The sequence below is a fragment of the Photobacterium sp. TLY01 genome, from assembly GCF_021432065.1.
In the GTDB taxonomy this organism is placed as follows: Bacteria; Pseudomonadota; Gammaproteobacteria; order Enterobacterales; family Vibrionaceae; genus Photobacterium; species Photobacterium halotolerans_A.
Genome location: NZ_CP090364.1, coordinates 2,252,473 through 2,276,486, shown reverse-complemented (window position 1 = coordinate 2,276,486; position 24,014 = coordinate 2,252,473). Strand labels below are relative to the sequence as shown.

General features: G+C 49.3%; 23 protein-coding genes and 1 riboswitch. Of the genes, 12 read left to right on the top strand and 11 right to left on the bottom strand.

Features of this window, described 5'->3' with window-relative positions; all coding sequences use genetic code 11:
- The first annotated feature begins 30 nt into the window (after positions 1-30).
- Positions 31-375 (top strand): hypothetical protein, encoded by a 345-nt coding sequence (locus LN341_RS10805; protein WP_046218672.1) that lies wholly within the window; start codon positions 31-33, stop codon positions 373-375.
- Between the two features lie 84 nt (positions 376-459).
- On the opposite strand, the gene gloA is transcribed toward LN341_RS10805, so the two are convergent.
- The 8 genes from gloA to rsxA all read right to left on the bottom strand — a co-directional run bounded on the left by gloA (position 460) and on the right by rsxA (position 7,848).
- The gene (gene gloA / locus LN341_RS10800; protein ID WP_234203281.1) at positions 460-852 is read right to left on the bottom strand and encodes a lactoylglutathione lyase; all 393 of its coding nucleotides are present in this window, start codon (positions 850-852) and stop codon (positions 460-462) included.
- A gap of 22 nt (positions 853-874) precedes the next feature.
- Positions 875-1,516 carry an endonuclease III gene (gene nth / locus LN341_RS10795; RefSeq protein WP_046218670.1) on the bottom strand — a complete coding sequence of 214 codons (642 nt, stop codon included), beginning with the start codon at positions 1,514-1,516 and terminating at the stop codon, positions 875-877.
- Positions 1,517-1,631: 115 nt separating this feature from the next.
- The gene (locus LN341_RS10790) at positions 1,632-2,336 is read right to left on the bottom strand and encodes an electron transport complex subunit E (RefSeq protein WP_234203280.1); all 705 of its coding nucleotides are present in this window, start codon (positions 2,334-2,336) and stop codon (positions 1,632-1,634) included.
- 5 nt (positions 2,337-2,341) lie between these two features.
- The gene (gene rsxG / locus LN341_RS10785; RefSeq protein ID WP_234205015.1) at positions 2,342-2,974 is read right to left on the bottom strand and encodes an electron transport complex subunit RsxG; all 633 of its coding nucleotides are present in this window, start codon (positions 2,972-2,974) and stop codon (positions 2,342-2,344) included.
- Between the two features lie 11 nt (positions 2,975-2,985).
- The gene (rsxD, locus tag LN341_RS10780; RefSeq protein ID WP_046218668.1) at positions 2,986-4,032 is read right to left on the bottom strand and encodes an electron transport complex subunit RsxD; all 1,047 of its coding nucleotides are present in this window, start codon (positions 4,030-4,032) and stop codon (positions 2,986-2,988) included.
- Positions 4,032-6,674, bottom strand: a complete 2,643-nt coding sequence (rsxC, locus tag LN341_RS10775) for an electron transport complex subunit RsxC (protein WP_234203279.1) — start codon at positions 6,672-6,674, stop codon at positions 4,032-4,034. The genes rsxD and rsxC overlap by 1 nt, the downstream gene beginning before the upstream one ends.
- 5 nt (positions 6,675-6,679) lie before the next feature.
- Positions 6,680-7,264, bottom strand: a complete 585-nt coding sequence (gene rsxB, locus LN341_RS10770; protein ID WP_046219109.1) for an electron transport complex subunit RsxB — start codon at positions 7,262-7,264, stop codon at positions 6,680-6,682.
- A gap of 2 nt (positions 7,265-7,266) precedes the next feature.
- On the bottom strand, positions 7,267-7,848 hold the full coding sequence (gene rsxA, locus LN341_RS10765) for an electron transport complex subunit RsxA (protein WP_046218666.1): 582 nt from the start codon (positions 7,846-7,848) through the stop codon (positions 7,267-7,269).
- Positions 7,849-8,511: 663 nt separating this feature from the next.
- Between rsxA and uvrB the strand changes: the two genes are divergently transcribed.
- The 3 genes from uvrB (at position 8,512) to LN341_RS10750 (ending at position 12,729) form a co-directional block, all read left to right on the top strand.
- Complete coding sequence (gene uvrB, locus LN341_RS10760; protein WP_046218665.1) at positions 8,512-10,533, top strand: excinuclease ABC subunit UvrB; 2,022 nt, start codon at positions 8,512-8,514, stop codon at positions 10,531-10,533.
- A 384-nt stretch (positions 10,534-10,917) separates the two neighbouring features.
- A complete protein-coding gene (gene luxO / locus LN341_RS10755) occupies positions 10,918-12,369 on the top strand; it encodes a quorum-sensing sigma-54 dependent transcriptional regulator LuxO (RefSeq protein ID WP_234203278.1) in 1,452 nt (483 codons plus the stop codon).
- Complete coding sequence (locus tag LN341_RS10750; protein ID WP_046218663.1) at positions 12,370-12,729, top strand: Hpt domain-containing protein; 360 nt, start codon at positions 12,370-12,372, stop codon at positions 12,727-12,729. It begins immediately after the preceding gene.
- On the opposite strand, the gene yvcK is transcribed toward LN341_RS10750, so the two are convergent.
- The 3 genes from yvcK to LN341_RS10735 form a co-directional block, all read right to left on the bottom strand.
- Positions 12,691-13,590 carry a uridine diphosphate-N-acetylglucosamine-binding protein YvcK gene (gene yvcK, locus LN341_RS10745; protein ID WP_046218662.1) on the bottom strand — a complete coding sequence of 300 codons (900 nt, stop codon included), beginning with the start codon at positions 13,588-13,590 and terminating at the stop codon, positions 12,691-12,693. The genes LN341_RS10750 and yvcK overlap by 39 nt on opposite strands.
- A 138-nt stretch (positions 13,591-13,728) precedes the next feature.
- The gene (locus LN341_RS10740; protein ID WP_046219108.1) at positions 13,729-14,304 is read right to left on the bottom strand and encodes an LON peptidase substrate-binding domain-containing protein; all 576 of its coding nucleotides are present in this window, start codon (positions 14,302-14,304) and stop codon (positions 13,729-13,731) included.
- Positions 14,305-14,510: 206 nt separating this feature from the next.
- On the bottom strand, positions 14,511-14,738 hold the full coding sequence (locus tag LN341_RS10735) for a hypothetical protein (RefSeq protein ID WP_027252790.1): 228 nt from the start codon (positions 14,736-14,738) through the stop codon (positions 14,511-14,513).
- A 203-nt stretch (positions 14,739-14,941) separates the two neighbouring features.
- Positions 14,942-15,108, top strand: a riboswitch (molybdenum cofactor riboswitch).
- Here LN341_RS10735 and moaA point away from each other — a divergent pair.
- The 8 genes from moaA (at position 15,097) to oppC (ending at position 23,944) form a co-directional block, all read left to right on the top strand.
- Positions 15,097-16,086 carry a GTP 3',8-cyclase MoaA gene (gene moaA, locus LN341_RS10730; RefSeq protein WP_234203277.1) on the top strand — a complete coding sequence of 330 codons (990 nt, stop codon included), beginning with the start codon at positions 15,097-15,099 and terminating at the stop codon, positions 16,084-16,086. Its footprint overlaps the riboswitch before it by 12 nt.
- Before the next feature lie 36 nt (positions 16,087-16,122).
- Complete coding sequence (gene moaC / locus LN341_RS10725) at positions 16,123-16,620, top strand: cyclic pyranopterin monophosphate synthase MoaC (protein WP_234203276.1); 498 nt, start codon at positions 16,123-16,125, stop codon at positions 16,618-16,620.
- Positions 16,620-16,865, top strand: a complete 246-nt coding sequence (gene moaD / locus LN341_RS10720; protein ID WP_046219107.1) for a molybdopterin synthase sulfur carrier subunit — start codon at positions 16,620-16,622, stop codon at positions 16,863-16,865. Before moaC ends, moaD begins: the two co-directional genes overlap by 1 nt.
- Positions 16,866-16,868: 3 nt before the next feature.
- The gene (moaE, locus tag LN341_RS10715; protein WP_234203275.1) at positions 16,869-17,324 is read left to right on the top strand and encodes a molybdopterin synthase catalytic subunit MoaE; all 456 of its coding nucleotides are present in this window, start codon (positions 16,869-16,871) and stop codon (positions 17,322-17,324) included.
- 644 nt (positions 17,325-17,968) lie between these two features.
- Positions 17,969-19,096, top strand: coding sequence for a porin (locus tag LN341_RS10710; RefSeq protein WP_046218658.1), 1,128 nt, complete (start codon positions 17,969-17,971; stop codon positions 19,094-19,096).
- 1,269 nt (positions 19,097-20,365) lie between these two features.
- Positions 20,366-21,997, top strand: a complete 1,632-nt coding sequence (locus LN341_RS10705) for an ABC transporter substrate-binding protein (protein ID WP_234203274.1) — start codon at positions 20,366-20,368, stop codon at positions 21,995-21,997.
- Between the two features lie 99 nt (positions 21,998-22,096).
- Entirely contained in the window at positions 22,097-23,017 is a 921-nt protein-coding gene (gene oppB / locus LN341_RS10700; RefSeq protein ID WP_234203273.1) for an oligopeptide ABC transporter permease OppB, read from the top strand.
- A gap of 15 nt (positions 23,018-23,032) precedes the next feature.
- Positions 23,033-23,944 (top strand): oligopeptide ABC transporter permease OppC, encoded by a 912-nt coding sequence (oppC, locus tag LN341_RS10695; RefSeq protein WP_234205013.1) that lies wholly within the window; start codon positions 23,033-23,035, stop codon positions 23,942-23,944.
- The last annotated feature ends 70 nt before the right edge of the window (positions 23,945-24,014 follow it).

The window sequence follows — 24,014 nt, the reverse complement described above, 5'->3', positions numbered from 1 at the left end:
ACATAACAATAGAAAAAGCGTGGTGAAAAAATGAAACGGCAACTCTTGGCTATGGTGATAATGATCGCCGCTTCTCCCGTCTTTGCAGATGACAAAGGCGTGGTGAACAGTGGCTTAGAAACAATGAAAGAGGAGGTTGCGGCAGCGACTCAGGCACAGCTGGTCACGAAGGAGCAGGCTGAAGAGATGGGGCTAAACCGATCGGCCACTTATGAGGTGTTCAGTTCTATCAGTCCGGAAAACCTGACGGAGAACGTGATAGAAAAACTCAAAGAGTCAAAAATGCCGTATTACTCAGTGGATGTCATGGATCCTGGTAGTCAGGAAGAAAACTACCGGGCGGAAGTGACAGAGTATTTTGGCAAAGTGGAATAGCGATTTGTCTGTGTGCTACAGCCTACCGCTGCTAACAAAGAGGGCAGAAACGATTCTGCCCTCTTTCGTATGCGCGTTATCAGGTTAACTGCACTGAATTAGTTCAATCTGATAGCCGTCCGGATCGCGCACAAAGGCAATATGCGTTGTGCCGCCTTTGACCGGGCCCGGTTCACGGGTAACATCCCCCCCGGCAGCTTTGATGGTTTCACAGGTGGCATAGATATCTTCGACGCCAATGGCGATGTGGCCATAAGCGTTACCCATCTCGTATTCGCTGGTGCCCCAGTTGTAAGTGAGTTCGATCACGGCACCTTCAGATTCATCCGAATAACCGACAAAGGCCAGGGTGTACTGGTAGGCTTCGTTATCCGACTTTCTTAACAGCTTCATCCCCATGATGTCTGTATAGAAAGCGATTGAACGGTCCAGATCACCCACGCGTAACATGGTGTGCAGAATGCGTCCGTTTGCCATTTTTCTCTCCTCGGATTAGTACTTATTCAGCGGGATAAACTTTGTCTTTAAATTCACAGAGATCTTCAATCATGCAGCTACCGCAGCGAGGCTTACGGGCCACACAAGTATAACGTCCGTGCAGGATCAGCCAGTGGTGGACATCGACTTTGAATTCTTTCGGCACCACTTTCAGCAGTTTTTGTTCGACTTCGTCGACATTTTTGCCCATAGCGAATTTGGTGCGGTTGGACACCCGGAATATATGGGTATCAACAGCTATCGTCGGCCAGCCAAAAGCGGTATTCAGCACGACATTGGCAGTCTTGCGGCCGACGCCTGGCAAGGCTTCCAGTGCTTCACGATTTTCAGGGATTTCACCGCCGTGCTTTTCAACCAGAATCCGGCAGGTTTTGATGACATTTTCCGCTTTCGAATTAAACAGGCCAATCGTTTTGATGTACTCTTTCACGCCCTCGACACCCAGCGCCAGCATGGCTTCTGGTGTATTGGCGACAGGATACAGTCTGGCGGTGGCCTTATTGACGCTGACATCGGTTGCCTGCGCTGATAATAAGACGGCTATCAGTAATTCAAACGGGTTACTCCAGTGAAGTTCCGTCTCAGGGTGCGGGTTATTTGCCCGCAATCGCTCAAGGATTTGAACGCGTTTTTGGTTGTTCATGCTCGCTTCCTCAGTTTGGCAGGGCAGGTGACCGGCACAGATAGAATCTGTAGGGAATGCCAGTCACCGTCATCAATGTTGCTGAGCTTTCACTATGATGAAAGGCTCGTAGAAATCAGTTGGCAGAGGTAATCCGAACTCGCTCGATCTCGGGTTTTTTCTCTGCAGTCTGTGTTTTCTCAGCCTGTTTTTTGTCAATGATGTTCTTGAGGGCGATCAGGAAGCCGACACCAATAAAGGCCCCTGGTGGCAACATCGCCAGCAGGAAATTGTTCTCTGTGCTGAAAACTTCGATTCGCAGCACAGAGGCCCAGTCACCCAGCAGCCGGTCGGCCCCGTCAAACAAGGTGCCGTTGCCCAGAATCTCGCGTCCTGCGCCGAGCACCACCAGAACAGATGTCATGCCCAGCCCCATCCAGAGCCCGTCAATGACGGCCGGCATCGGGGCATTTTTTGAGGCAAAGGATTCGGCGCGACCAATGATGATGCAGTTGGTCACGATCAGGGGAATAAAGATCCCCAGAGACAAAAACAGGCCGTATGTGTAAGCGTTCATCAGCAGCTGGACACAGGTAACCAGCGCCGCAATGATCATCACAAAGATTGGAATACGGACTTCGTTCGGCACCCATTCGCGAATGAGAGACACAATCAGGTTAGAACCGACTAATACCAGGGTGGTGGCAATACCCAGCCCCAGGGCGTTGGTAACCGTGGCAGACACGGCCAGCAGCGGGCATAGTCCCAGTAATTGCACGATAGCCGGGTTATTGTGCCACATCCCGTTTGCCATCAGTTCTTTATTTGGCGTTGAACTCATGTTATTCAGGCTCCTTCGCAGTTAGCCGGTTGCGTAAAAAGCGTATCCTGCTGCTGGTTAAAATACAGCGACACGCGTTTGACGGCATTGACAACGGCGCGTGGCGTAATTGTGGCACCGGTAAACTGATCGAAGTCACCACCGTCTTTACGGACAGCCCATGCCGGATCTTTCTCACCGTTCAGTTTGCGTCCGGTAAAGCTGTAAATCCAGTCCGTGATCCGGGTGTCAATTTTATCGCCCAGTCCCGGTGTTTCCTGATGCGCCAGTACGCGTACTCCAGTGACTGTGCCTGTCATATCCAGCCCGACAATCACTTTAATGGCACCGCTATAACCATCCGGCGCGATGGCTTCAATGGCAACGCCATTCGGCTGGCCGTCTTTGGTCGCCAGATAGGCCGGCATCGGCTCGCTGGTACCAAGATATGCCTGATTGCTGATTAAGGTGCAACTCTTGTAGAGTTCGTTGTCATGGTTTTCTTTCGGAATGACCTGATTGAGCACTTGCAGCAGTTGTTTTTGTTCCTGCTCCTGAATCCGCGAAGCGGTCACCTGATGCGTCAGGGCGACCAGGGCGGTTGCCAGAAAAGCAGACACAGCCAGGATGCCACCATTTTTTTGCATGTTTTTCAGTATCATGAGCGCTCCTATGAATGACCGTAAGTCCGCGGACGGGTGTAGTAATCGATCAGCGGAACACACATGTTGGCCAGCAGCACACTAAAGGCCACCCCATCTGGGAAACCACCAAAAGTACGGATCAGATAGGTCAGAATGCCTATCATAGCGCCGAAAATCAGGCGTCCGCGCAGGGTGGTGGATGCGGATACGGGATCCGTGGCAATGAAAAAGGCCCCTAGCATGGTCGCCCCTGAAAACAGGTGAATGAAGGGAGATGCAGCACCATCCGGACTGATGATGTAGCCAAGAAAGCTGATCACGAACAGGGATGACAACATGGCAACCGGAATTTGCCACTGAATAATCCGTAGTTTCAGCAGCACCATACCGCCCAGCAAGAAACCCAGATTGACCCAGGTCCAGCCGATACCCGCCAGTGTACCAAACACCGGGCTTTCCATCGCTTCTGATGCCGTATAACCGGCTTTCATCGCGGTTTTCAGGGTATCCAGCGGCGTGGCCATGGTGACGCCGTCAATGCCGTTACGCAGCTGGTGGACACTGAAGCCATCAGCCGTAAAGCCAGTGAAAATCACATGCAGGCTTTCCATCAGCGTTACCGGGTGGTCACTGATGGAAGCTGGCGGCAGCCAGGATGTCATCGGCACCGGGAAGGAGATCAACAGCACCACATAAGCGACCATGGCCGGATTAAACAGGTTCTGCCCCAGTCCGCCGTACAGGTGTTTGGCAATGATGATGGCAAAGATAATACCGATGACGGCTATCCACCAGGGTGCCAGAGGCGGGATGGACAGACCCAGCAAAATACCGGTCAGTAGGGCACTGTTGTCACGGATCTGACGAAGCGGGCGTTTTCGTAACGTCAGTATCAGGCATTCAGCCAGTACTGCCAGCGAACCTGCGAAAACAACCTGAAAGACAACCCCCCATCCAAAAAAATACCATTGTGCGGCAAATCCCAGGCCGCAGCAGAGCATGACATTTCGCATGATGTCATTGGTGCTGCGACGGCTGTGTGCATGGGGAGAACTGGCAATATTAAAAGCCACTACTTGTTTTCCTCGTTGGGTTTGTTGGTGTTTTCCGCGTGCTTCTCAGCGGCCTCTTTTTCTGCCGCCTGGGCTGCTTTACGGGCTTTGGCTCGGGCAATGGCTGCTGCGACGGCGGCTTTTTTCGCATCGGCCGGCGCGTCGGTTGTTGCCTGCGCATCAGGTGCCGCTTCAGCTGGTTTTTCGGCTTGCGGCTCTGGCTGTGATTCAGCCGCAGTCGCCTGGGCTGCTTTACGGGCTTTGGCACGGGCAATGGCGGCTGCGACGGCGGCTTTTTTTGCATCGGCCGGCGTGTCGGTTGTTGCCTGCGTATCAGGTGCCGCTTCAGCTGGTTTTTCGGCTTGCGGCATAACCTGAGATTCAGCCGCAGTGGCCTGGGCTGCTTTACGGGCTTTAGCACGGGCAATGGCGGCTGCTACCGCGGCTTTTTTCGCATCGGCCTGGGTGTCAGCTGTCGCCTGATCGGCGACTATATCAGCCGGTTCATCTGCTTGTGGCTCTGCCGGCAATTCAGCCGCTTGGAGCGCTTTACGGGCTTTGGCACGGGCGATGGCAGCTGCTACTGCGGCTTTTTTCGGATCGGCCGGCGCGTCAGCTGTGGCTCGATCGTCTGCAGCTGCGTTAGCCGGTTCGTCAGCTTGTGGCTCTGCCGGCAATTCAGCCGCTTGCGCAGCTTTACGGGCTTTGGCGCGGGCAATGGCAGCCGCGACAGCGGCTTTCTTCGGATCGGTCGGCGCGTCAGTTGTGGCTTGATCGTCTGCAGCTGTGTTCGCCGGTTCGTCAGCTTGTGGTTCAGCTGCCTGGGCCGTTTTACGGGCTTTGGCACGGGCAATGGCAGCCGCCACGGCGGCCTTTTTCGCATCGGCTTCCGACGGCTTGGCTGTTTCTGGCTCGGTGACCGGCGCTTTGGCTTCCGCCGCTGCTTTGGCGGCTTTCTGTTCACGGGCCTGGCGTTTCCGCGCTTCACGCAGTTTTGCCATGTCGCTGTTGTCTGGCAGCGTCGTGCCACCTGTCGATTGCGCTTTTGCCTGTGCCTCCGCTTGTTTGGCTTTGGCTTTGGCAATCGCGGCGGCCACGGCAGGTTTCACCTCAGCACCGGCATCGGCTTCTTTTTTCGCTTTTACCCGGGCAATCGCAGCGGCCACGGCATCATCGCCACCTTTGGCGGCCATGTCTTTACGGCGTTGTTCAGCCGCTTTCTGGAAGCGTTGCTCACGTTCTTCTTTTTCCCGTTCCATCCGGGCGTTCTTGGCCTCGAAGCGCTGCTTGGCACGCTCGGCACTGAGCGCATCCTGTTTTCTGTGGCGGATTTCCGCTTTGGCCTGACGGTAATAATGAACAAGAGGAATTTCGCTTGGGCAAACATAGGCACAAGCCCCGCATTCGATGCAGTCGAACAGATTGTATTCTTCACACTTGTCATAATCGCCGTCTTTGGCATACCACTGTAACTGCTGGGGTAACAGGGAAACCGGACACGCTTCTGCACAGGCAGTACAACGGATACAGGACATTTCATCGCCCGGCGCACTGAGCTCTTTGCGACTTGGCGCAAGTATGCAGTTAGCCGTTTTGGTGATGGGTACCTGAGTGTGCGGCAGGGTAAAGCCCATCATCGGGCCGCCCATAATGACGCGAGGCGCTTTTTTGTCGATTGTATAGCCATAGCGATTGAGCAATGCCTGCACAGGTGTGCCCAGTAAGGCCCAGGTATTACAGGGGGTACTGACGCTCTGGCCCGTGATGGTCACCACACGCTGAATCAGCGGCTCACCATCAATGACGGCTTTTTTAATGGCGTGTGCTGTGCCGATATTTTGCATCATGATGCCAATATCTGCCGGGATCCCCTGAGTCGGGACTTCTCTGCCGGTCAGAATTTTGATCAGCTGTTTTTCACCACCCGACGGGTATTTGGTCGGGATCACCCGGATCAGGATGTTGTCTGCTTCTTTCACCGTCTGGGTCAGTGCTGCAATAGCTTCCGGCTTATTGTCTTCAATCCCGATGACGGTCATTTTAGGTTTGAGGATATGGCTGATGATGCGGATACCTTCCACGATTTCGTCGGCATAGTCTTGCATCAGGCGATCATCGGCCGTGATGTAAGGCTCGCATTCAGCGGCGTTAATGATCAGCAGGTCAGTTTTGCCTGACGCGCTTTGCAGCTTACGCGCAGTGGGAAAGCCTGCGCCGCCCATGCCGGAAATACCGCAGCTGCGGATATGCTCAATCAGATCGGCTGGTTCGGTGTCCAGGTAGCTGGCAATGCTGTGTTTCGTGCCCCAGCGGTCTTTACCATCGGGTTTGAGGATGATACAGCGATCGGACAGACCGGAAGGGTGAGCAATGGTTCTTGCTTCAATCGCTGCAATAACACCGGATGTTGGTGCATGGACCGGGACGCTCAGAGCGACATCAGTATGCGTCAGCGCCTGGCCTTTCAGCACCTGATCACCTACAGCGACAGACAGACTGCCGACTGCGCCCAGATGCTGTTTGAGTGGGATGATTAGCTCATCCGGTAAGAAGGCTTGCGAAACCGGGTTTTGGTTTGACTGTGTCTTTTGTTCTGGCGGATGAATACCACCCGGAAAATCCCAAAGTTTTCCTAATTTGAGTTGTTCAATAATAGACAGCATGACGGTTATTCTACCTTATGACCGTGGTGCTCAGTGGCAGGAAGATTGACCACGGGTATTTGATCCAGGTTCCAGCGCCAGCTTTCAGGCGTCGATTCAACAGGGATCATCTCAATGCAATCCGTCGGGCAGGGGGCAACGCAGAGATCACAGCCGGTACACTCATCTTTGATCACCGTATGCAGGGCTTTGGTGGCACCCGCGATGGCATCAACCGGACAGGCCTGAATGCACTTGGTACAGCCGATACACATATCTTCATGAATAAAGGCCACTTTTTTAATGCTTTTTTCAGCATCATGGGCTGAGTCTTTGACTTCGACCCCCATTAAATCGGCCAGCTTTTCTATGGTCGCCTGTCCGCCCGGCGGGCATTTGTTGATGTCATCGCCATTGGCAATGGCCTCAGCATAAGGACGGCAGCCAGGATAGCCGCACTGACCACACTGGGTCTGCGGCAGGATCGCATCGATTTGTTCAACAACAGGGTCAGATTCCACTTTGAAGCGCACAGCAGCAAAGCCCAGGATCAGACCAAAAATCGCAGCAAGGACAGCGATTGCGATAATGGCAATTAAGATTCCGCTCATCATTACAGTTTAACCAGTCCGGTAAAGCCCATAAAGGCGAGCGACATCAGACCCGCCGTTATCATCGCAATGGATGCGCCTTTAAAAGGTGAGGGTACGTCGGCAGCTGCGATCCGTTCGCGCATGGCAGCAAAGAGCACGAGCACCAGAGAAAAACCAGCAGCGGCGCCAAATCCGTACACGACAGACTCAATGAAATTATGACGTTCATTGATATTGAGCAGAGCGACACCCAGAACGGCACAGTTGGTGGTGATTAAGGGCAGAAAAATGCCCAGTAACCGATACAAGGTCGGACTGGTTTTGTGTACCACCATTTCGGTGAACTGTACGACAACCGCAATCACTAGAATGAAACTGAGCGTACGCAGGTACTGAATGCCTAAAGGCTGCAAAATGTAAGCTTCGACCAGATACGCACACACAGATGCGAGTGTGAGGACAAACGTCGTGGCGAGCCCCATACCAATGGCTGTTTCCAGTTTTTTTGACACCCCCATAAACGGGCAGAGTCCGAGAAATTTGACCAAAACGAAGTTGTTGACCAGTACGGTGCCGATCAGAAGTAACAGGTATTCCGTCATACCAACTTTTTTATGCTTGCCAGTGATCGGTCCATTATCTGCCTTTGTGACGGCTATAACAACTCCTCAGCAAAAGGGTTTTTCAAGTTTGTTGCTCTTTTGACCAAATTGAGGCCTAAATCAGTTCCAAATCGGAACGTATCAAAAGAGTAAAATAGGACTTGATCTTTGTTAAACCAGAAGCGACAAGGGGTTGGGGGACTTATCCACGGAAACTGTGGATAACTGTGTTGATTGTGTTCGGGGAAGTGATAAATCAGGCATCGCCTTGATGAGTGATTTATTTGTAATCGATATCATTGCGTGGCGATAAGCTGCTGTTTCAGAGGAACAAGAATAGAGACAACAAAGATGAGAAAATCAAGTTAGAATTTTAGCTCTACATCAAGTTTCGTATTCAGACGATTGTGAATGAAAAAATGCGGTTTGAGGATAAGCTGTGGATGGTTAACTATTCGCAGCGCGTATATTTTCGCTGGGAATTTGACATGATTTATCACTTTTTTGACAGTGAACTGCCAGCAAGGAGCTTACTGAGGCGCATGATGTTACGTCGACATTTTGTCAGGGTCAATAGCTGATTTCACCTTTCTTGGTTGACAAGTTGATTGGTGCCCTCACAATGGAATCAGATCCAATTCCCTGAACTTTTCGGATGATGTCATGAGTAAATCCTTCAAACTGGCTTCTGCATTTGCCCCGGCCGGGGATCAGCCAACAGCCATACAACAGTTACTGGAAGGGCTGGAGTCCGGCCTGGCACACCAGACTTTGCTGGGTGTGACTGGCTCAGGAAAAACATTTACGATGGCCAATGTTATTGCCAGCGCAGACAGACCGACGCTGATACTCGCACCGAATAAGACGCTGGCGGCGCAACTTTACGGGGAAATGAAGGAATTCTTTCCTGAGAATGCGGTTGAGTACTTTGTCTCTTACTACGATTATTATCAGCCAGAGGCTTATGTTCCCTCTACGGATACCTTCATAGAAAAAGATTCTTCTGTAAATGCACATATTGAACAGATGCGTTTATCCGCCACGAAAGCGCTAATGGAACGCCGGGATGTGGTGATTATTGCTTCTGTCTCGGCGATTTATGGTTTGGGCGATCCTGACTCTTATCTGAAAATGATGTTGCATGTACGGCGTGGCGACATGCTGGATCAGCGAGATATTCTGCGGCGGTTGGCAGAATTGCAGTACACACGCAATGATCTTGCTTTTGAGCGCGGCAACTTTCGGGTGAGAGGCGAGGTGATCGATATCTTTCCTGCTGAATCCGATCATGACGCGATTCGTATTGAGCTGTTTGATGATGAAGTGGACTGCATCAGCCGGTTTGATCCGCTGACTGGCGCAATTATTCAAAAAGATATGCCGCGGGCAACGATTTACCCGAAGACCCACTATGTCACACCACGCGAGCGTATTCTTGAAGCGGTTGAAAACATCAAAGTCGATCTGGCGATTCGTCGTCAGCAGCTCCTTGACAATCATAAGCTGGTGGAAGAGCAACGCATTACTCAGCGTACGCAGTTTGATCTGGAAATGATGCATGAGCTTGGCTTCTGCTCAGGTATCGAAAACTATTCACGCTATCTCAGTGGCCGTGCCGAAGGCGAGCCGCCGCCAACGCTTTTTGATTACCTGCCGCCCGATGGTTTGCTGATTATTGATGAGTCGCATGTGACTGTGTCTCAGATAGGTGCGATGTACAGGGGGGACCGTTCCCGCAAGGAAAATCTCGTTGAGTACGGCTTCCGCCTTCCTTCCGCCCTTGATAACCGGCCTTTAAAGTTTGAAGAGTTCGAATCCCTGGCGCCTCAGACGATTTATGTCTCTGCGACGCCGGGTGATTATGAAAAAGAGAAATCCGGTAACGATATTGCTGAGCAGGTTGTCCGTCCGACAGGGTTGCTGGATCCTGTGATTGAAGTCAGGCCGGTATCGACTCAGGTTGATGATTTGTTGTCGGAAATCCGACTTCGGACAGCCATAAATGAACGGGTGCTGGTGACCACCCTGACCAAACGTATGGCCGAGGATCTTACTGAATACTTAGATGAGCATGGGGTCAGGGTCAGATACCTGCATTCAGATATAGATACAGTCGAGCGGGTTGAGATCATTCGTGATTTGCGCTTGGGTGAATTTGATGTGCTGGTGGGGATTAACCTGCTGCGGGAAGGTCTGGATATGCCGGAAGTATCTTTAGTCGCGATTCTGGATGCGGATAAAGAAGGTTTCCTGCGCTCAGAGCGTTCACTGATCCAGACCATTGGCCGGGCTGCACGCAACCTGTCCGGCAAAGCCATTCTGTATGCCGACCGCATCACAGGGTCAATGCAGCGCGCAATCTCTGAAACCGAGCGCCGCCGTGAGAAGCAGGATGCGTATAACCGGGAAAGAGGTATCGTACCTAAGGCTCTGAATAAGCAGGTTGCGGATATCATGGAACTGGGTAAAGGACGTACTCGCCGAGCCAGTAAAGCGGAGCAGCTACATCAAGTGGCAGAGCGCCGGGGCAGCTATAACCTGATGACTCCGCAGGAACTGGAAACTGAAATCCAGAAACTGGAAGCGCAAATGTATGATATGGCACAGGAACTGGAGTTTGAGAAAGCGGCGCAGTTACGCGATCAGATTCATTCACTTCGCGAGCAGTTTATCGCGAACAGCTGAAGCGGTTTTTCCCGCCCGGGGGTGGCGTTCTGCCGCCCTTGATGAAATGCAGCCAAAAAAAAAAGCCAACCGTAAATTGTTCGGTTGGCATCATTGTTTAAGTGAAAATATTCCACAAACAACGTCAGTTGGCTAGGTTGACTCTATCAGAGTCGGTTATATTAATGCAGCAAGCGTGCCAACTTTTCAAAGTGTCTCGAAAAGTGATTATTTGGGATTTCTGGTCACCATCTCAGCACAAAAAAGTTATACTAGAACTAGCTTTTTGCATTTTGCAAACCGATTTGCAATGCGAAATGGTAAATTGGTAAGAATACATCAGTCAGCAGGCAGCAATTTTTTCTATTGATTACAATGAGATCAGGGAACTGCGTCGGAGGATAAATGGATAACAAGCTGAAAGTACGACAAGTACTGATGGTAGAAGATACTGCATCAGTTGCGGCCTTGTATAAATCCTACCTTAATCCGTTAGGGTTAGACGTCAAAATAGTCGGTACCGGTGCTGAAGCGCTGGCTGCGATGAAAGACTCGGTGCCTGAGCTGGTACTGTTAGATTTGCGCTTGCCTGATATGACAGGGATGACGGTTCTTGAGCAGGTACGCAAGCAACACCCTAAGTTACCCGTGGTGATCATGACGGCGCATGGCTCGATTGATGTTGCTGTGGAAGCGATGCGTTTTGGTGCCAAGGATTTCCTGATTAAGCCCTGCGAAGCGGATCGGCTGCGTATTACGGTGAATAATGCGCTGAAGAATGACAAGAACGACAATACAGCAATGTCAGTGACTCAGGGGGCGCAATATCAAGGCTTTATCGGAACCAGCCTGCCCATGCAGGCGGTGTACCGTGTGATAGAGTCAGCCGCTTCCAGTAAAGCAACCGTGTTTATTACCGGTGAAAGCGGAACCGGGAAGGAAGTGTGCGCTGAAGCGGTTCACGCCGCAAGTCCGCGAGCGAATAATGCTTTTGTCGCTTTGAACTGTGCTGCTATTCCCAAAGAGCTGATCGAAAGTGAATTGTTCGGTCATGTCAAAGGCGCGTTTACCGGTGCGCTGACAGAAAGACAAGGCGCAGTTGAGCTGGCAAACAAAGGCACTTTGTTTTTGGATGAGCTTTGCGAAATGGATTTGGAATTGCAAAGCAAATTGTTACGGTTCATCCAGACCGGTACGTTCCAGAAGGTGGGATCTTCTGTCACCAGTTCCGTTGATGTTCGCTTTGTGTGTGCGACAAACCGTAATCCCTGGGAAGAGGTGAAACAAGGTCGTTTCCGCGAAGATCTGTATTACCGTCTGCATGTGATTCCGATCAGTCTGCCACCGCTTCGGGATCGCAGCGACGATGTCCTTGAAATTGCTCATGCTTTACTGGGGCACATATCAGTGGAAGAAGGCAAGCGCTTCAGTCGCTTTTCACCCGAGGTGATTGAGCGCTTCCGTCAGCACTCCTGGCCCGGGAATGTGCGCGAGTTGCAAAACGTTATCCGTAACATTGTTGTGCTGAATGATGGTGAAGAAGTGCTCATTCAGATGCTCCCTTTCTCCCTAAAGCAAGTTTCTGGCGTTGAAATTGCATCAGTTAACCCTGTGTCCACATCATCTTTACCGGAACCAGGAACGGTTATCCATGCTTTGGATAGTTTGTCCGTTGTGAGTCCCAGTCAGATTGAACCATTGTGGAAGGTAGAAAAGCGGACAATACAGTCAGCAATCGCAGCCTGTGACGGGAATATTCCCAGAGCTGCTGGTTTACTGGAAGTCAGCCCCTCTACCATCTATCGAAAATTACAGGCTTGGCAAGAGGCCGAGAGTAGTCAAAGGGAGAAAGAATAAATGACTGCCATGATTAATGAAGCAACATTACAACGCTTGGCTGTTGAAGTTGGCCAGGAAACTGTTGCACTCTTGCTTGAAGTTTTCAGCGGCGAGTTAGAGCAATATTTACAGCAACTGACTGAGCAGCCAAGTGTGATGCAGATCCGGGAAATCAGCCATGCGATCAAAAGCAGCGCAGCCAGTTTTGGTGCGGATGAACTAGCCCAAATGGCGCAGGAATGTGAATCAAGAGTTAAACAGGGACAAGAGACCTGGGTCAACGATCACCTACCTGAGCTGCAACAGCTGGTGGGTGATATGGCGCAACAATATCGACACTTAGCGTCGAATCAGGAGGCTTTCAACCGCATTTTTTAATTTCTGTCGGTCATGGCGCCATTCATGGTTGCGGGAGGCAAACTCCCCAACCACCTGGTCATAGGCTTCATTCAGCTCTGGCCTGTGTTTGTCCGACAGCACGCCGTCAATTTTTCTTCCCCCCATTGCCCTTTCGCACCAGTGCAACATGGTCTCTAGCGACATGCTGCCTGCCGGCCCTTTTTCTTTATCCAGATTGGCAATGAAATAGACAGGTGCGTTGCAGACTTTCAGCTCATGGGCGAGGTCATTTAACAAAAGCGGCGGCATGATACTGGTCAGAAAACTGCCCGGTCCAAGCAGGACCAGATCCGCTTCTTTAATGGCGATTAATGCTTCTTTTGTCGCGGGCACAGAAGGCTCGATGAACAAGCGTTTTGGGATCTGCTGCAGCTCATCAATGCTGGTTTCACCACTAATGATCTGACCATCGGGTAACCAGGCTGCCAGATCGGTCGGGTGCTCCGACATCGGGAGGATCTGAGTTTCTACATGCAGGATTTCCCGGATCAGGTTAATGGCTTCAAGCGGACGAATGCATAAGTTGTCTAATGCAGTCAAAATGAGATTGCCAAGATTATGCCCGTTCAGATCGCCGTTCCCTCTGAACCTGTATTCAAATAACATCGAGCCAATCGAAGGTTCGGTAATTAACTGATTGATACAGTTTCGGGTATCCCCCCAGGCAATGCCGCCCATGGAAGCCCTGATACGCCCGGTTGAGCCGCCATTGTCTGTGGTTGCCACTATGCCTGTAACATGAGAACCGAAGCTGGACAGGGAAGACAGAATTCGGCCCAGGCCGTGTCCACCGCCGATAGCGACAATTTTGGCAGAGGATGGAGATACAAGACTGCTCATAAGTAAAGGAATGCTCGTGATTGAATCGTGTGCTGAATGGGAGTGTACCCAAGGGGAGACGGGTGGGAAAGCGGCATTGTGCTGCAGAAGGGTAAAATGTGCAGCCAGCACACATTTCTGTGCTGGCCGGCTCAAGGTTCAGTGGTTTTGCTGCATGATGCTCTGAAGATAATCGTACGTATTCAGGCAATTTGGCGCTGTCAGTAAGGCCTGCTTCTGAAATGCCGGCAACGGCAGCAATTCCAGCCAGCGCTGACACAACCAGCTTAAGTTGTTCAGGTATTTGGTCTGGTGCAGTTTGTCCAGCTCAGGGTGATTGTTAAACATCACCTGCAGCTTTTCAGCCAGTGGTTGCTGATCATCGCGCAGTGTCATATCCGGCCACTGGGGGATATCCTCAGGTTCAGCATAAAATACGCCATTATCAGCCTGATTGAGAGATTTTATCCTGAAGTTGCTGTGGCCGTATAAGGTCGCGATCAAAGCACCATCCTGACTGGAAATGTCAAAATCTTCGACAGTGACTCGCGTGCCTATGTAGCAAAAATGCTGGCCATGTTCATCCTCATCGAACATGCAGATACCGAAACCATTTTCCGATGCCAGGGCAACTTTGAATGTCTCCATCTGGCTGCCCGGCGGGATACGTACTGGGATCCGACCGCCTGGCAGGATGTGACGCTGTTGAAATATCAGTGGGATCATGTCACTCATTGTCGGCTCCAATTTTTTCATTTTAGTTGGTGTTTGGTCTCATCGACGTTGCTTAACATACCCACTGCAAATTGGATGCCGGATTTTCATCTGCAGTATAGCGCTGTCATAAATTTGCCACTGTTTTGAAATGCAAATCGCTTTGCAAATTGCAAATATCTCTCTGCAAATTGCACGAACAGACAGCATAACTGTTTGCGGACATCTTACTTATGATTGGCGATGATTTTCATTGCAGCATCACTGGGTAACAGTTCTAAATGGTTTTGCTCGTCAAAATACCAGCCCTTGATTAACCCTTTGCTTCTCATATCGGTAAAGCTGTCTATGACCTGTTTGGCCTGACTGCGGGCAAGATGGGCATCAATCCCTTCTTCCCGTTGCAGATACAATGCAATGTCTTCAACAGTCGCAGATTCTACAATGTCCGACATAACCCCTCCCTGTACCATTCGATCAGCTTAAAGAGACTACTCCTTAGTAGTATTGTCGCTTCTGTCGGCCAGGGGTAGACTTAAAAAGGTAATTCTCAATTATTTGTCAATCAGAGCTAAACTCTGGTAATGTGAAATTACAACGCTGTTGTGTGTTTTCTGTGAAGAGTGTGAAAATTCTTTGTAAAATATTCTGACGCATAACTGCCATCAAAACTCCGAGCGGCTCTCTTCTAAGTCATGAAGACATAACGGAATCGTCCATGATAAGAGGGTGTCGCCAGTGACCGGCCTGTGCTGGTTTCACTCAGGGTGAGTTCAGAAATGAGCTGGCCTCCCGTATTTGGAAAGGTGTTCCGTGGCGAAACAATTTGAAGATAACTTCCAGCGCAAATTTTATTATTTGCGTCTGTCAATCACTGATGTCTGTAACTTCAGGTGTACCTACTGTCTGCCTGATGGTTATCATCCTGAGCAGGGGAAAAAGCCCTCTTTCCTGACCTTGGACGAGATCCGCCGTATCACGTCGGCCTTTGCTGACTGCGGTACGACCAAAGTCAGGATTACCGGCGGCGAACCCAGTTTACGGCGGGATTTTACCGACATCATTCATACAGTTGCTTCACAGCCTGGTATCGAAAAAGTGGCAACCACCACCAACGGATACCGGATGGAGAAGCAAGTCCAGCAATGGCGCCAGGCCGGACTGACGAATATTAATGTCAGTGTCGATAGTCTGGATCCCCGCCAGTTCCATCTCATTACCGGTGAAAATCTGTTTCATCAGGTGATGCGTGGTATTGATGCTGCCTTTGAAGCCGGCTATGAGCAGATCAAAGTCAATACTGTGCTGCTCAAAGGCATGAATGCCGAGCAGTTACCGCAGTTTCTGGCCTGGATAAAAGATCGCCGGATTCAGCTGCGTTTTATTGAGCTGATGCAGACCGGTGAGATGGATGAGCTGTTCAGCAAACGCCATGTGTCCGGTGTCAGTATTCGTAATGCGCTGATAGCCAATGGCTGGCTACTGAAACCACGCGGCTTGAACGATGGTCCGGCGCAGGTGTTCTATCATCCGGATTATCTGGGCGAGATCGGCCTGATCATGCCTTATGAAAAAGGCTTCTGTACGACCTGTAACCGTTTGAGAGTGTCGGCGCGGGGGAAATTGCACCTTTGTTTGTTCGGTGATCATGGTGTGGAACTGCGGGATTTACTGGCCAGCGATCATCAGCACGACGCGTTGATCGCCAGAATCCGCGGTGGGCTGACAGAAAAATCCGTCAGTCATTACTTGCAGGATGGCGTGACAGGTATGACACCTCATCTGGCTTCTATCGGCGGCTGACGCAGTTTTCCCAGATTCAACATAAAAGAGATACACATGACAGAACTGACTCATATTAATGCGTCCGGCGAAGCGAATATGGTGGACGTATCGGAAAAAGCTGAAACCGTTCGTGAAGCGAAAGCAGAAGCTTTCGTCACCATGTCGGATCAAACACTGCAATTGATTGTCTCCGGCCAGCATCACAAAGGTGATGTGTTCGCGACCGCCAGAATTGCAGGTATTCAGGCGGCAAAGAAAACCTGGGATTTGATCCCGCTTTGCCATCCATTGTTGCTCTCGAAAGTCGAAGTGCAGCTAGAGGCCCAGCCTGAGCTGAACCGGGTACGTATTGTGTCGACCTGTAAGCTGGCAGGAAAAACCGGTGTTGAGATGGAAGCCCTGACGGCGGCATCGGTGGCGGCGTTGACTATCTATGATATGTGTAAAGCCGTACAGAAAGACATGGTAATAGGCCCGGTCAGATTACTGGAAAAACGCGGCGGAAAATCCGGCGATTTTCAGGTTTCGACGGCGGACCAGGGAGAGGGATGATGATTAACGTGCTATTTTTTGCGCAAGTGCGCGAGTTGATCGGTGAAGATCAGTTGCAAGTGCCATTTGAGTATTCAACCGCTGAAGATTTACGTGCTTTTTTGTCATCGCGCGGTGAGAAATGGGCGCTGGCGCTGGATAACGATAAATTGTTAGTGGCCGTCAATCAGACGATTTGCCCGCTGAATACCTTGCTGAACGACGGCGATGAAGTGGCCTTTTTTCCACCGGTTACCGGGGGGTGAACGATGACAGATAAAATTCGGGTCCAGGCCGAGAATTTCAGTGTCGCTGAAGAATATGAAGCCTTGGCCGGGGGAAACCAGGCCGGTGCTGTGGTGACTTTCGTCGGAAAAGTCAGAGACATGAATCTGGGTGAATCCGTGTCGAGCCTGACGCTGGAACATTATCCCGGTATGACGGAAAAGTCGTTGTTATCCATTGTTGAACAAGCGAAGTCACGGTGGCCGGTTTTGGCTGCGACTGTCATCCATCGGATCGGTGAGTTAACCGCTGGCGACCAGATTGTGTTTGTCGGGGTATCCAGCGCGCACCGGGGAGCCGCTTTTCAAGCCTGCGAATTCATTATGGATTATCTGAAAACCGAGGCGCCTTTCTGGAAAAAAGAGGTCAGGGAAGGTGAAACAACCTGGGTTGATGCCCGCGAAACAGACCAGCAAGCCAGGCAGCGCTGGCAAAAATGAATGTTAAAAACTCTGGTTAATAGGTGTGTCTTCCATCGTCTGTTTTTGTGTAGAGATAAACACCTATTAATCTTCCCACCTTAGTGAAACCTTTCTTATTCTTTCGTTATTCTATACTTTCCACCCAGTATTCTGTTTTGTGGTGTTATTTCATATTCATTTAAAATGCATATCTTTCCCGGAAAAATGCATATCAAGTGTATAAAACCAGTCCCTTATCATGCGGGCGAAATTTTGCTCTATTCATGTTTGTAAACACAGTATTAACAACGTGAAGGGTGAAAAATGACACTTTTTTAATGTAGCCGGATGACCGCTTATTCATAAAGTTCAAAAAAATATTTATATCTTTTTGATTCTTATTTGTTAGGTCTTATAACCAAAAGCCATTAAGTTTGGGTTCAGCTTTGTGAATCAAATGATAACCTCCATTCAATGTAACCCTTATCATTTGGGTTTTTATTTTACTTGTGTGATTAATTATTCACGGTGGATCGTGATCACACTTTCTTTTTTGGTGGTTTTTTATACTGGGTTGTTGCATTCCTGTTGAAATGTTCTGTTGCACCGCTGTTCAGTGCCTGTTAAGTTTTTGTCGTCCTTGGATGGGGCTAAATAACACAAAATCGTTACAGGAATGTAAAATGAAAAAGACACTTTTAGCAGTAGCAATCCCTACCTTATTGATTGCCAACACAGCGAATGCTTATGAATTGATCAACGAAGAAGGAAAGTTCGTTGATTTTTATGGTCAGCTGCGTACTCAGTTGGAAAAGAAAGAAGATACAGACGTTACCTTGAACGCGGGTTCTTCGCGTGCCGGTGTGAATGCCAAATATGCCGTAAACGAAGACTTAGATGTAGTCGGTTCTGTCGAGTTCGGTGTGGGTTATTCTGAAGGTTCATACGATATTAAAAACCGTCTGCATTTTGCAGGTTTTGCTACCCAAGCTGGTACTTTTACGTTTGGTCGTCAATTAGTTTCTGCTGATGATGTGTGGGGTGCAGATTATTCGTACTTCTTTGGTGGTACAGGTATCGCTCTGACTTCGGAAAAGCTTTCTGGTGGTAAGCATGATTCAGCGATTAAGTACAAGTTTGAAGGTGAAAACTTCTGGGTAAACTCTACTTATGGCTTATCCGAAGATGACTCAAACCAAGAGCTGGCTGAGCTATTCTTAGGTACAAGTGTTGCTGGCTTCAATCTGCATGTTGGTGGTGGTTATAACCGAGACAAATCTTTAGCGCTGGGTAAGGCGGTTACAACGTCAACTGTACCAACTGATAATGATCAAGATGGCACAATTGATGCGAATAGCTTCGCAACAGTAAGCACTTCTACTGATATTACTGCTGATATCAAAAACACTTACTTTGAAGGTACTGTTGAGCGTTCATTTGGTCCAGCACTTGTCGGTTTGACATATAACAATGGCTCTTTTGAGCAAGAAGGTACTAACCGTACTCTGGATGTGGACACTATTATGTTAGCTACGTCTTATAGCGTTGCTAGCAATGCCAGCATCTACGGTGGTTACGAATTTACTAACTTTGATGCTCAAGATGGTACTACAAGCCTGTCTGAAGATTACACTGTAATCTACTTGGGTGGTGTGTATCACCTAAACAGCTGGTCTCGTGTATACGCTGAATACGGTTATGCAGACGGCGCAACATTGAGCTATGCAAATGATGAAGCGAACATTAATGTTGCTCGTGGCGTGAAAGATGCTGAGAGCTCATTCGCTGTCGGTTACCGCGTTTACTGGTAATCCCTCCGCGTAACCGCAGTTCGTAACTTGCAAATACTACTGCCTTTGAACCCGGTGCCATGGTGCCGGGTTTATGTTTATCAGCAGGTTACAACAACAAAAAAGTTTAAAACAAAAAATGGCCCCAGGTTTGGGGCCATTTCATTCGCTTAAGAGCAAACAAAAACTCTTAAATGCTTACTTAATACCTTCTTCTTCTTTCACTTTACGCGCTGGTGGCATGTAGCCATGACGGACTCGTGAAGGGCTGGGGCGTGATGCGCCGCCGGCTGGTCTCATAGTTGCACTCTCGATCACTAACGGAAATATTCAGGAACAGCTTCATTGGCATTTGCCTTTACTGCGACCAGTAGAATAGCCCTGCCAATATCGGTGATATTAGCGCTAAAAATCTGGCTGAGATACTTGAAAGTTGCGCTGAAAAGGGGATGTGAAAACAAAATCTAACAGCGTTTTTTTTATGCGCTTTTGTTCTTAAAACCTACCTCCGGCAGAGCATGAAATTTTGTGCCATATTTAATATCTGCGGAAAACGGCCGTGGTCGTGATTGCGCCCATTTTGAAGGCGTAATTGTTTTTACCAACCTGAAATCTTAATGCAGCCAATCACACATTGATTTCCTGCATTCACAAAGGAGGGGGTATGAAGCACAGACGCGTATCGAACAGACGAGTAAAGCAAATTCTGGAAGATGCAGGCATTAGAGACCCATTTTCTGATCACATACATGATGATCGAGACATGCAGCGAGAAAGAAAAAGTGAGGCATTTGATGATGCTCACTCACAGTTAAGCACTGAATCCGATCGAAAATAACCCTTTTATTGTATTCAAAAGCGCCAAATATGGCGCTTTTTTTATTGAGATTGATCAAGCTTTTAATTATCACGTGTTGCACATTTGTTAATTATGAATATTGGGCAACATAAAATCATGCATTTTTGACTTAATATGTCATTAAATTGCACGATTATTCATGTTGTTGGCATGTTTAGCTACATTAACTGTTAACATTGAATAAAGTGGATGAAACATCTAACCCTGGATTCATCGTCGAGATTTTTATCTTTTTTGTGCTTTTTTACGAGGTGTGTTCGCTGTTTTGTGATGATTTTATGGCAAATATTGTTAGTTACTGTTAAAGTTTTCAACCAATTCTTCGGCTGTTTCATTATTGTTAATTGGAATAACAATGCATGATAACGGTTACAGTGAACCCGGTCGGAGAAAGTCATGGACGCAATGAAATAATGTATTGGAGATAATGCATGTTGAAGAACAAAATTACTCAGGCACTTCTGCTTGGCGCGGGTGTTTCTGTTGCAGTTGCTTCATTTTCTGCAATGGCCGCAAATGTACCGGCTGGTGTGAAACTGGCTGAGAAGCAAGAACTGGTACGTGGTAATGGTACTGAGGTTGCTTCTATCGACCCGCACAAAACGGAAGGTGTGCCGGAGTCCCACGTGATTCGCGATTTGCTGGAAGGTCTGGTTAACCAGGATGGTGACGGAAATACAGTTCCAGGGGTTGCTGAAAGCTGGGAAACCAAAGATAACCGCACATTTATTTTCCACCTGCGCAAAGATGCTAAATGGTCGAACGGCGATCCTGTCACCGCAGGTGACTTCGTCTATAGCTTCAAGCGTGCCGTAGATCCTGCGACTGCTTCCCCTTATTCATGGTATCTGGAAATGACCACCATGAAGAATGCCGCCGACATTATTGCCGGAAAGAAAGATAAAGACACGCTGGGTGTTTTTGCACAAGATGACAACACACTGCGTATTGAGCTTGAGCAAGCGGTTCCTTACTTTGTGAAGATGATGGGCCACACCACGGTGAAGCCAGTTAACCAGAAAGTGGTTGAAAAATTTGGTGATGACTGGACTAAGCCAGAAAACTTCGTAGGGAACGGCGCTTATGTGCTGGACAACTGGGTAGTGAATGAACGCATCGAAATGAAGCGTAACCCTTACTACTGGGATAACGAGAACACTGTTATCAATAAAGTGACTTACCTGCCAATCGAAAACCAGGTTGCTGAAATGAACCGCTTCCTGGCGGGTGAGATTGATATCACCAATGAACTGCCGAATGAGCATTTCCGTCGTCTGGAAAAAGAACATCCTGAAGATGTGGCTATCTCGGGTAACCTGTGTTCTTACTACTACGGCTTTAATAACGCGAAGGCACCATTTGATGATGTACGTGTGCGTAAAGCCCTGTCTTTTGCAATTGACCGTGACATCATCACCAAAGCACTGCTGGGCCAGGGCCAGAAACCGGCTTATTTCCTGACACCGGAAATCACTGCTGGGTTTGATCCGGTTGCGCCTGAGTATGCGGGTATGACGCAGAAAGAGCGTGTGGCAAAAGCGAAAGAACTGCTGAAAGAAGCAGGCTTTGACAGCAGCAACCCCCTGAACTTTACCCTGCTTTATAACACCTCTGAAAACCACAAGAAGATTGCAGTTGCCATCGCCTCAATGTGGAAGAAGAGCCTGGGTGTGACTGCTGAGCTGGAAAACCAGGAGTGGAAAACCTATCTGGACAACCGTCGTCAGGGTAACTTCTCTGTCACCCGTGCCGGTTGGTGTGGTGACTACAATGAAGCATCGAGCTTCCTGTCTCTGATGCAAAGCAACAACTCTTCAAACGATCCTCGCTATCACAGCAAAGCGTACGACGACATCATGGCGAAAGCGCTTGACTCAACTTCAGATGCTGAGCGTGAAGCACTGTACGTCGAAGCAGAAAAACTGCTGGCGAAAGATATGCCAATCGCGCCTATCTATCAGTACGTGAAAGCGCGTCTTGTGAACCCGAAAGTGGGTGGTTACCCACGTAATAATGCGGAAGACAAGATGTTCACCAAAGACATGTACATCATTGCTGAATAATAAACAGCAAGAATCAAAAATATAAGACTAGTCCGCATCTCCACCTGACCAGGTCCGGAGATGCGGCAATTCTGTCACAGCTATTAGTCGGTAACAATTATGATTAAATTTGTTGCAAAACGGATTTTTGAGGCGATCCCAACGCTGTTGGTGCTGATCACAATCTCATTTTTCCTGATGCGCTTCGCGCCGGGTAATCCGTTCTCAAGTGAGCGCCCACTTCCGCCGGAAGTAATGGCAAATATAGAAGCTAAGTACGGCTTGGATAAACCTGTTTTCGAACAGTACACCACCTATCTGGGGAATATTTTGCAGGGCGACTTTGGCCCGTCTTTTAAATATAAAGATTTCAGCGTGAATGAGCTGGTTCAGGATGCTCTGCCGGTTTCTGCAAAAATTGGCTTCTTTGCCTTTGTGTTTGCGCTGGTGATGGGGGTGACAGTCGGTACGCTTGCTGCACTCAAGCAAAATACCTGGCTTGATTATCTGATCATGTCGACAGCCATGGCCGGGGTGGTGATGCCATCCTTTATTCTGGCACCGGTTCTCATTTATATCTTTTCAATTCATATGCAATGGTTGCCTGCTGGCGGCTGGCAGGATGGCTCGATTCAATTCATGCTGCTGCCGATGTTGGGGATGGCACTGCTGTATGTGGCGACCTTTGCCCGGATTACCCGGGGCAGCATGATTGAAACACTGAACAGTAACTTTATCCGGACTGCCCGTGCTAAAGGCCTGAGCTACCCGTATATCGTTATCAAACATGCGCTCAAGCCGGCGTTGTTGCCTGTTGTCTCATACATGGGGCCGGCTTTCGTCGGTATTATCACAGGCTCTGTGGTGATTGAAACCATCTTCGGTCTGCCGGGCATTGGCAAGCTGTTCGTCAACGCAGCCTTCAACCGTGATTACTCACTGGTGCTCGGTATTACGATTCTGATTGGTACGCTGACCATTCTGTTCAACGCGATTGTTGATATTGTTCTGGCGTATATCGATCCGAAAATCCGCTACTAAGGAAGCTGACCGATGATGTTAACTAAAAAAGAAAACGTAAACGCGGTAGAGAAGTTTTCAGAGCAGCTGGAAATTGAAGGCCGCAGTCTGTGGCAGGATGCCCGTACTCGATTTACACGTAACAAAGCGGCGATGGTCAGCCTGGCCATTCTGTTTTTGATCTGTCTGGCTGTGATTTTCGGACCAATGTTCAGCCAGTATGCTTTTGATGATACGGATTGGTACGCATTGCATGCTGCGCCAAGCTTTGGCCCTGAGGGTCACTTGTTTGGCACAGACAGCCTGGGACGTGATCTGTATACGCGTACCCTGATCGGCGGCCGTATTTCATTGATGGTTGGTGTGCTGGGCGCTCTGGTTGCTGTGGTTATCGGCACCTTGTACGGCGCCACTTCCGGCTTTATTGGTGGCCGTACCGACCGCGTCATGATGCGTATTCTGGAAATTCTGTACTCGATTCCGTTCATGTTCTTCGTGATCGTTCTGGTGACCTTCTTCGGCCGTAATATCATGCTGATCTTTGTGGCGATTGGTGCGATTTCCTGGCTGGATATGGCGCGTATCGTGCGGGGTCAGACATTGTCACTGCGCAGCAAGGAATTTATTGAAGCGGCCCATGTCTCTGGTGTCAGCCGCTGGAATATCATTACACGCCATATCGTGCCGAATGTTCTGGGTATTGTTGCTGTGTATTCAACACTGCTGGTCCCCCAGATGATTCTGACCGAATCTTTCCTGAGCTTCCTTGGTCTGGGTGTACAGGAACCTATGACAAGCTGGGGTGCCCTGCTGCAAGAAGGGGCACAAACAATGGAAATTGCCATCTGGCAGCTGTTGTTCCCTGCGTTATTTATGGTCCTGACGTTATTCTGCTTTAACTATGTGGGTGACGGTCTGCGCGACGCGCTGGATCCGAAAGACAGATAAACCAAGGAATATTGATTGCCGCTGTTCAGGTGACCTTGCTGGAACACTGACTGCACGGCGGCAAGATAAG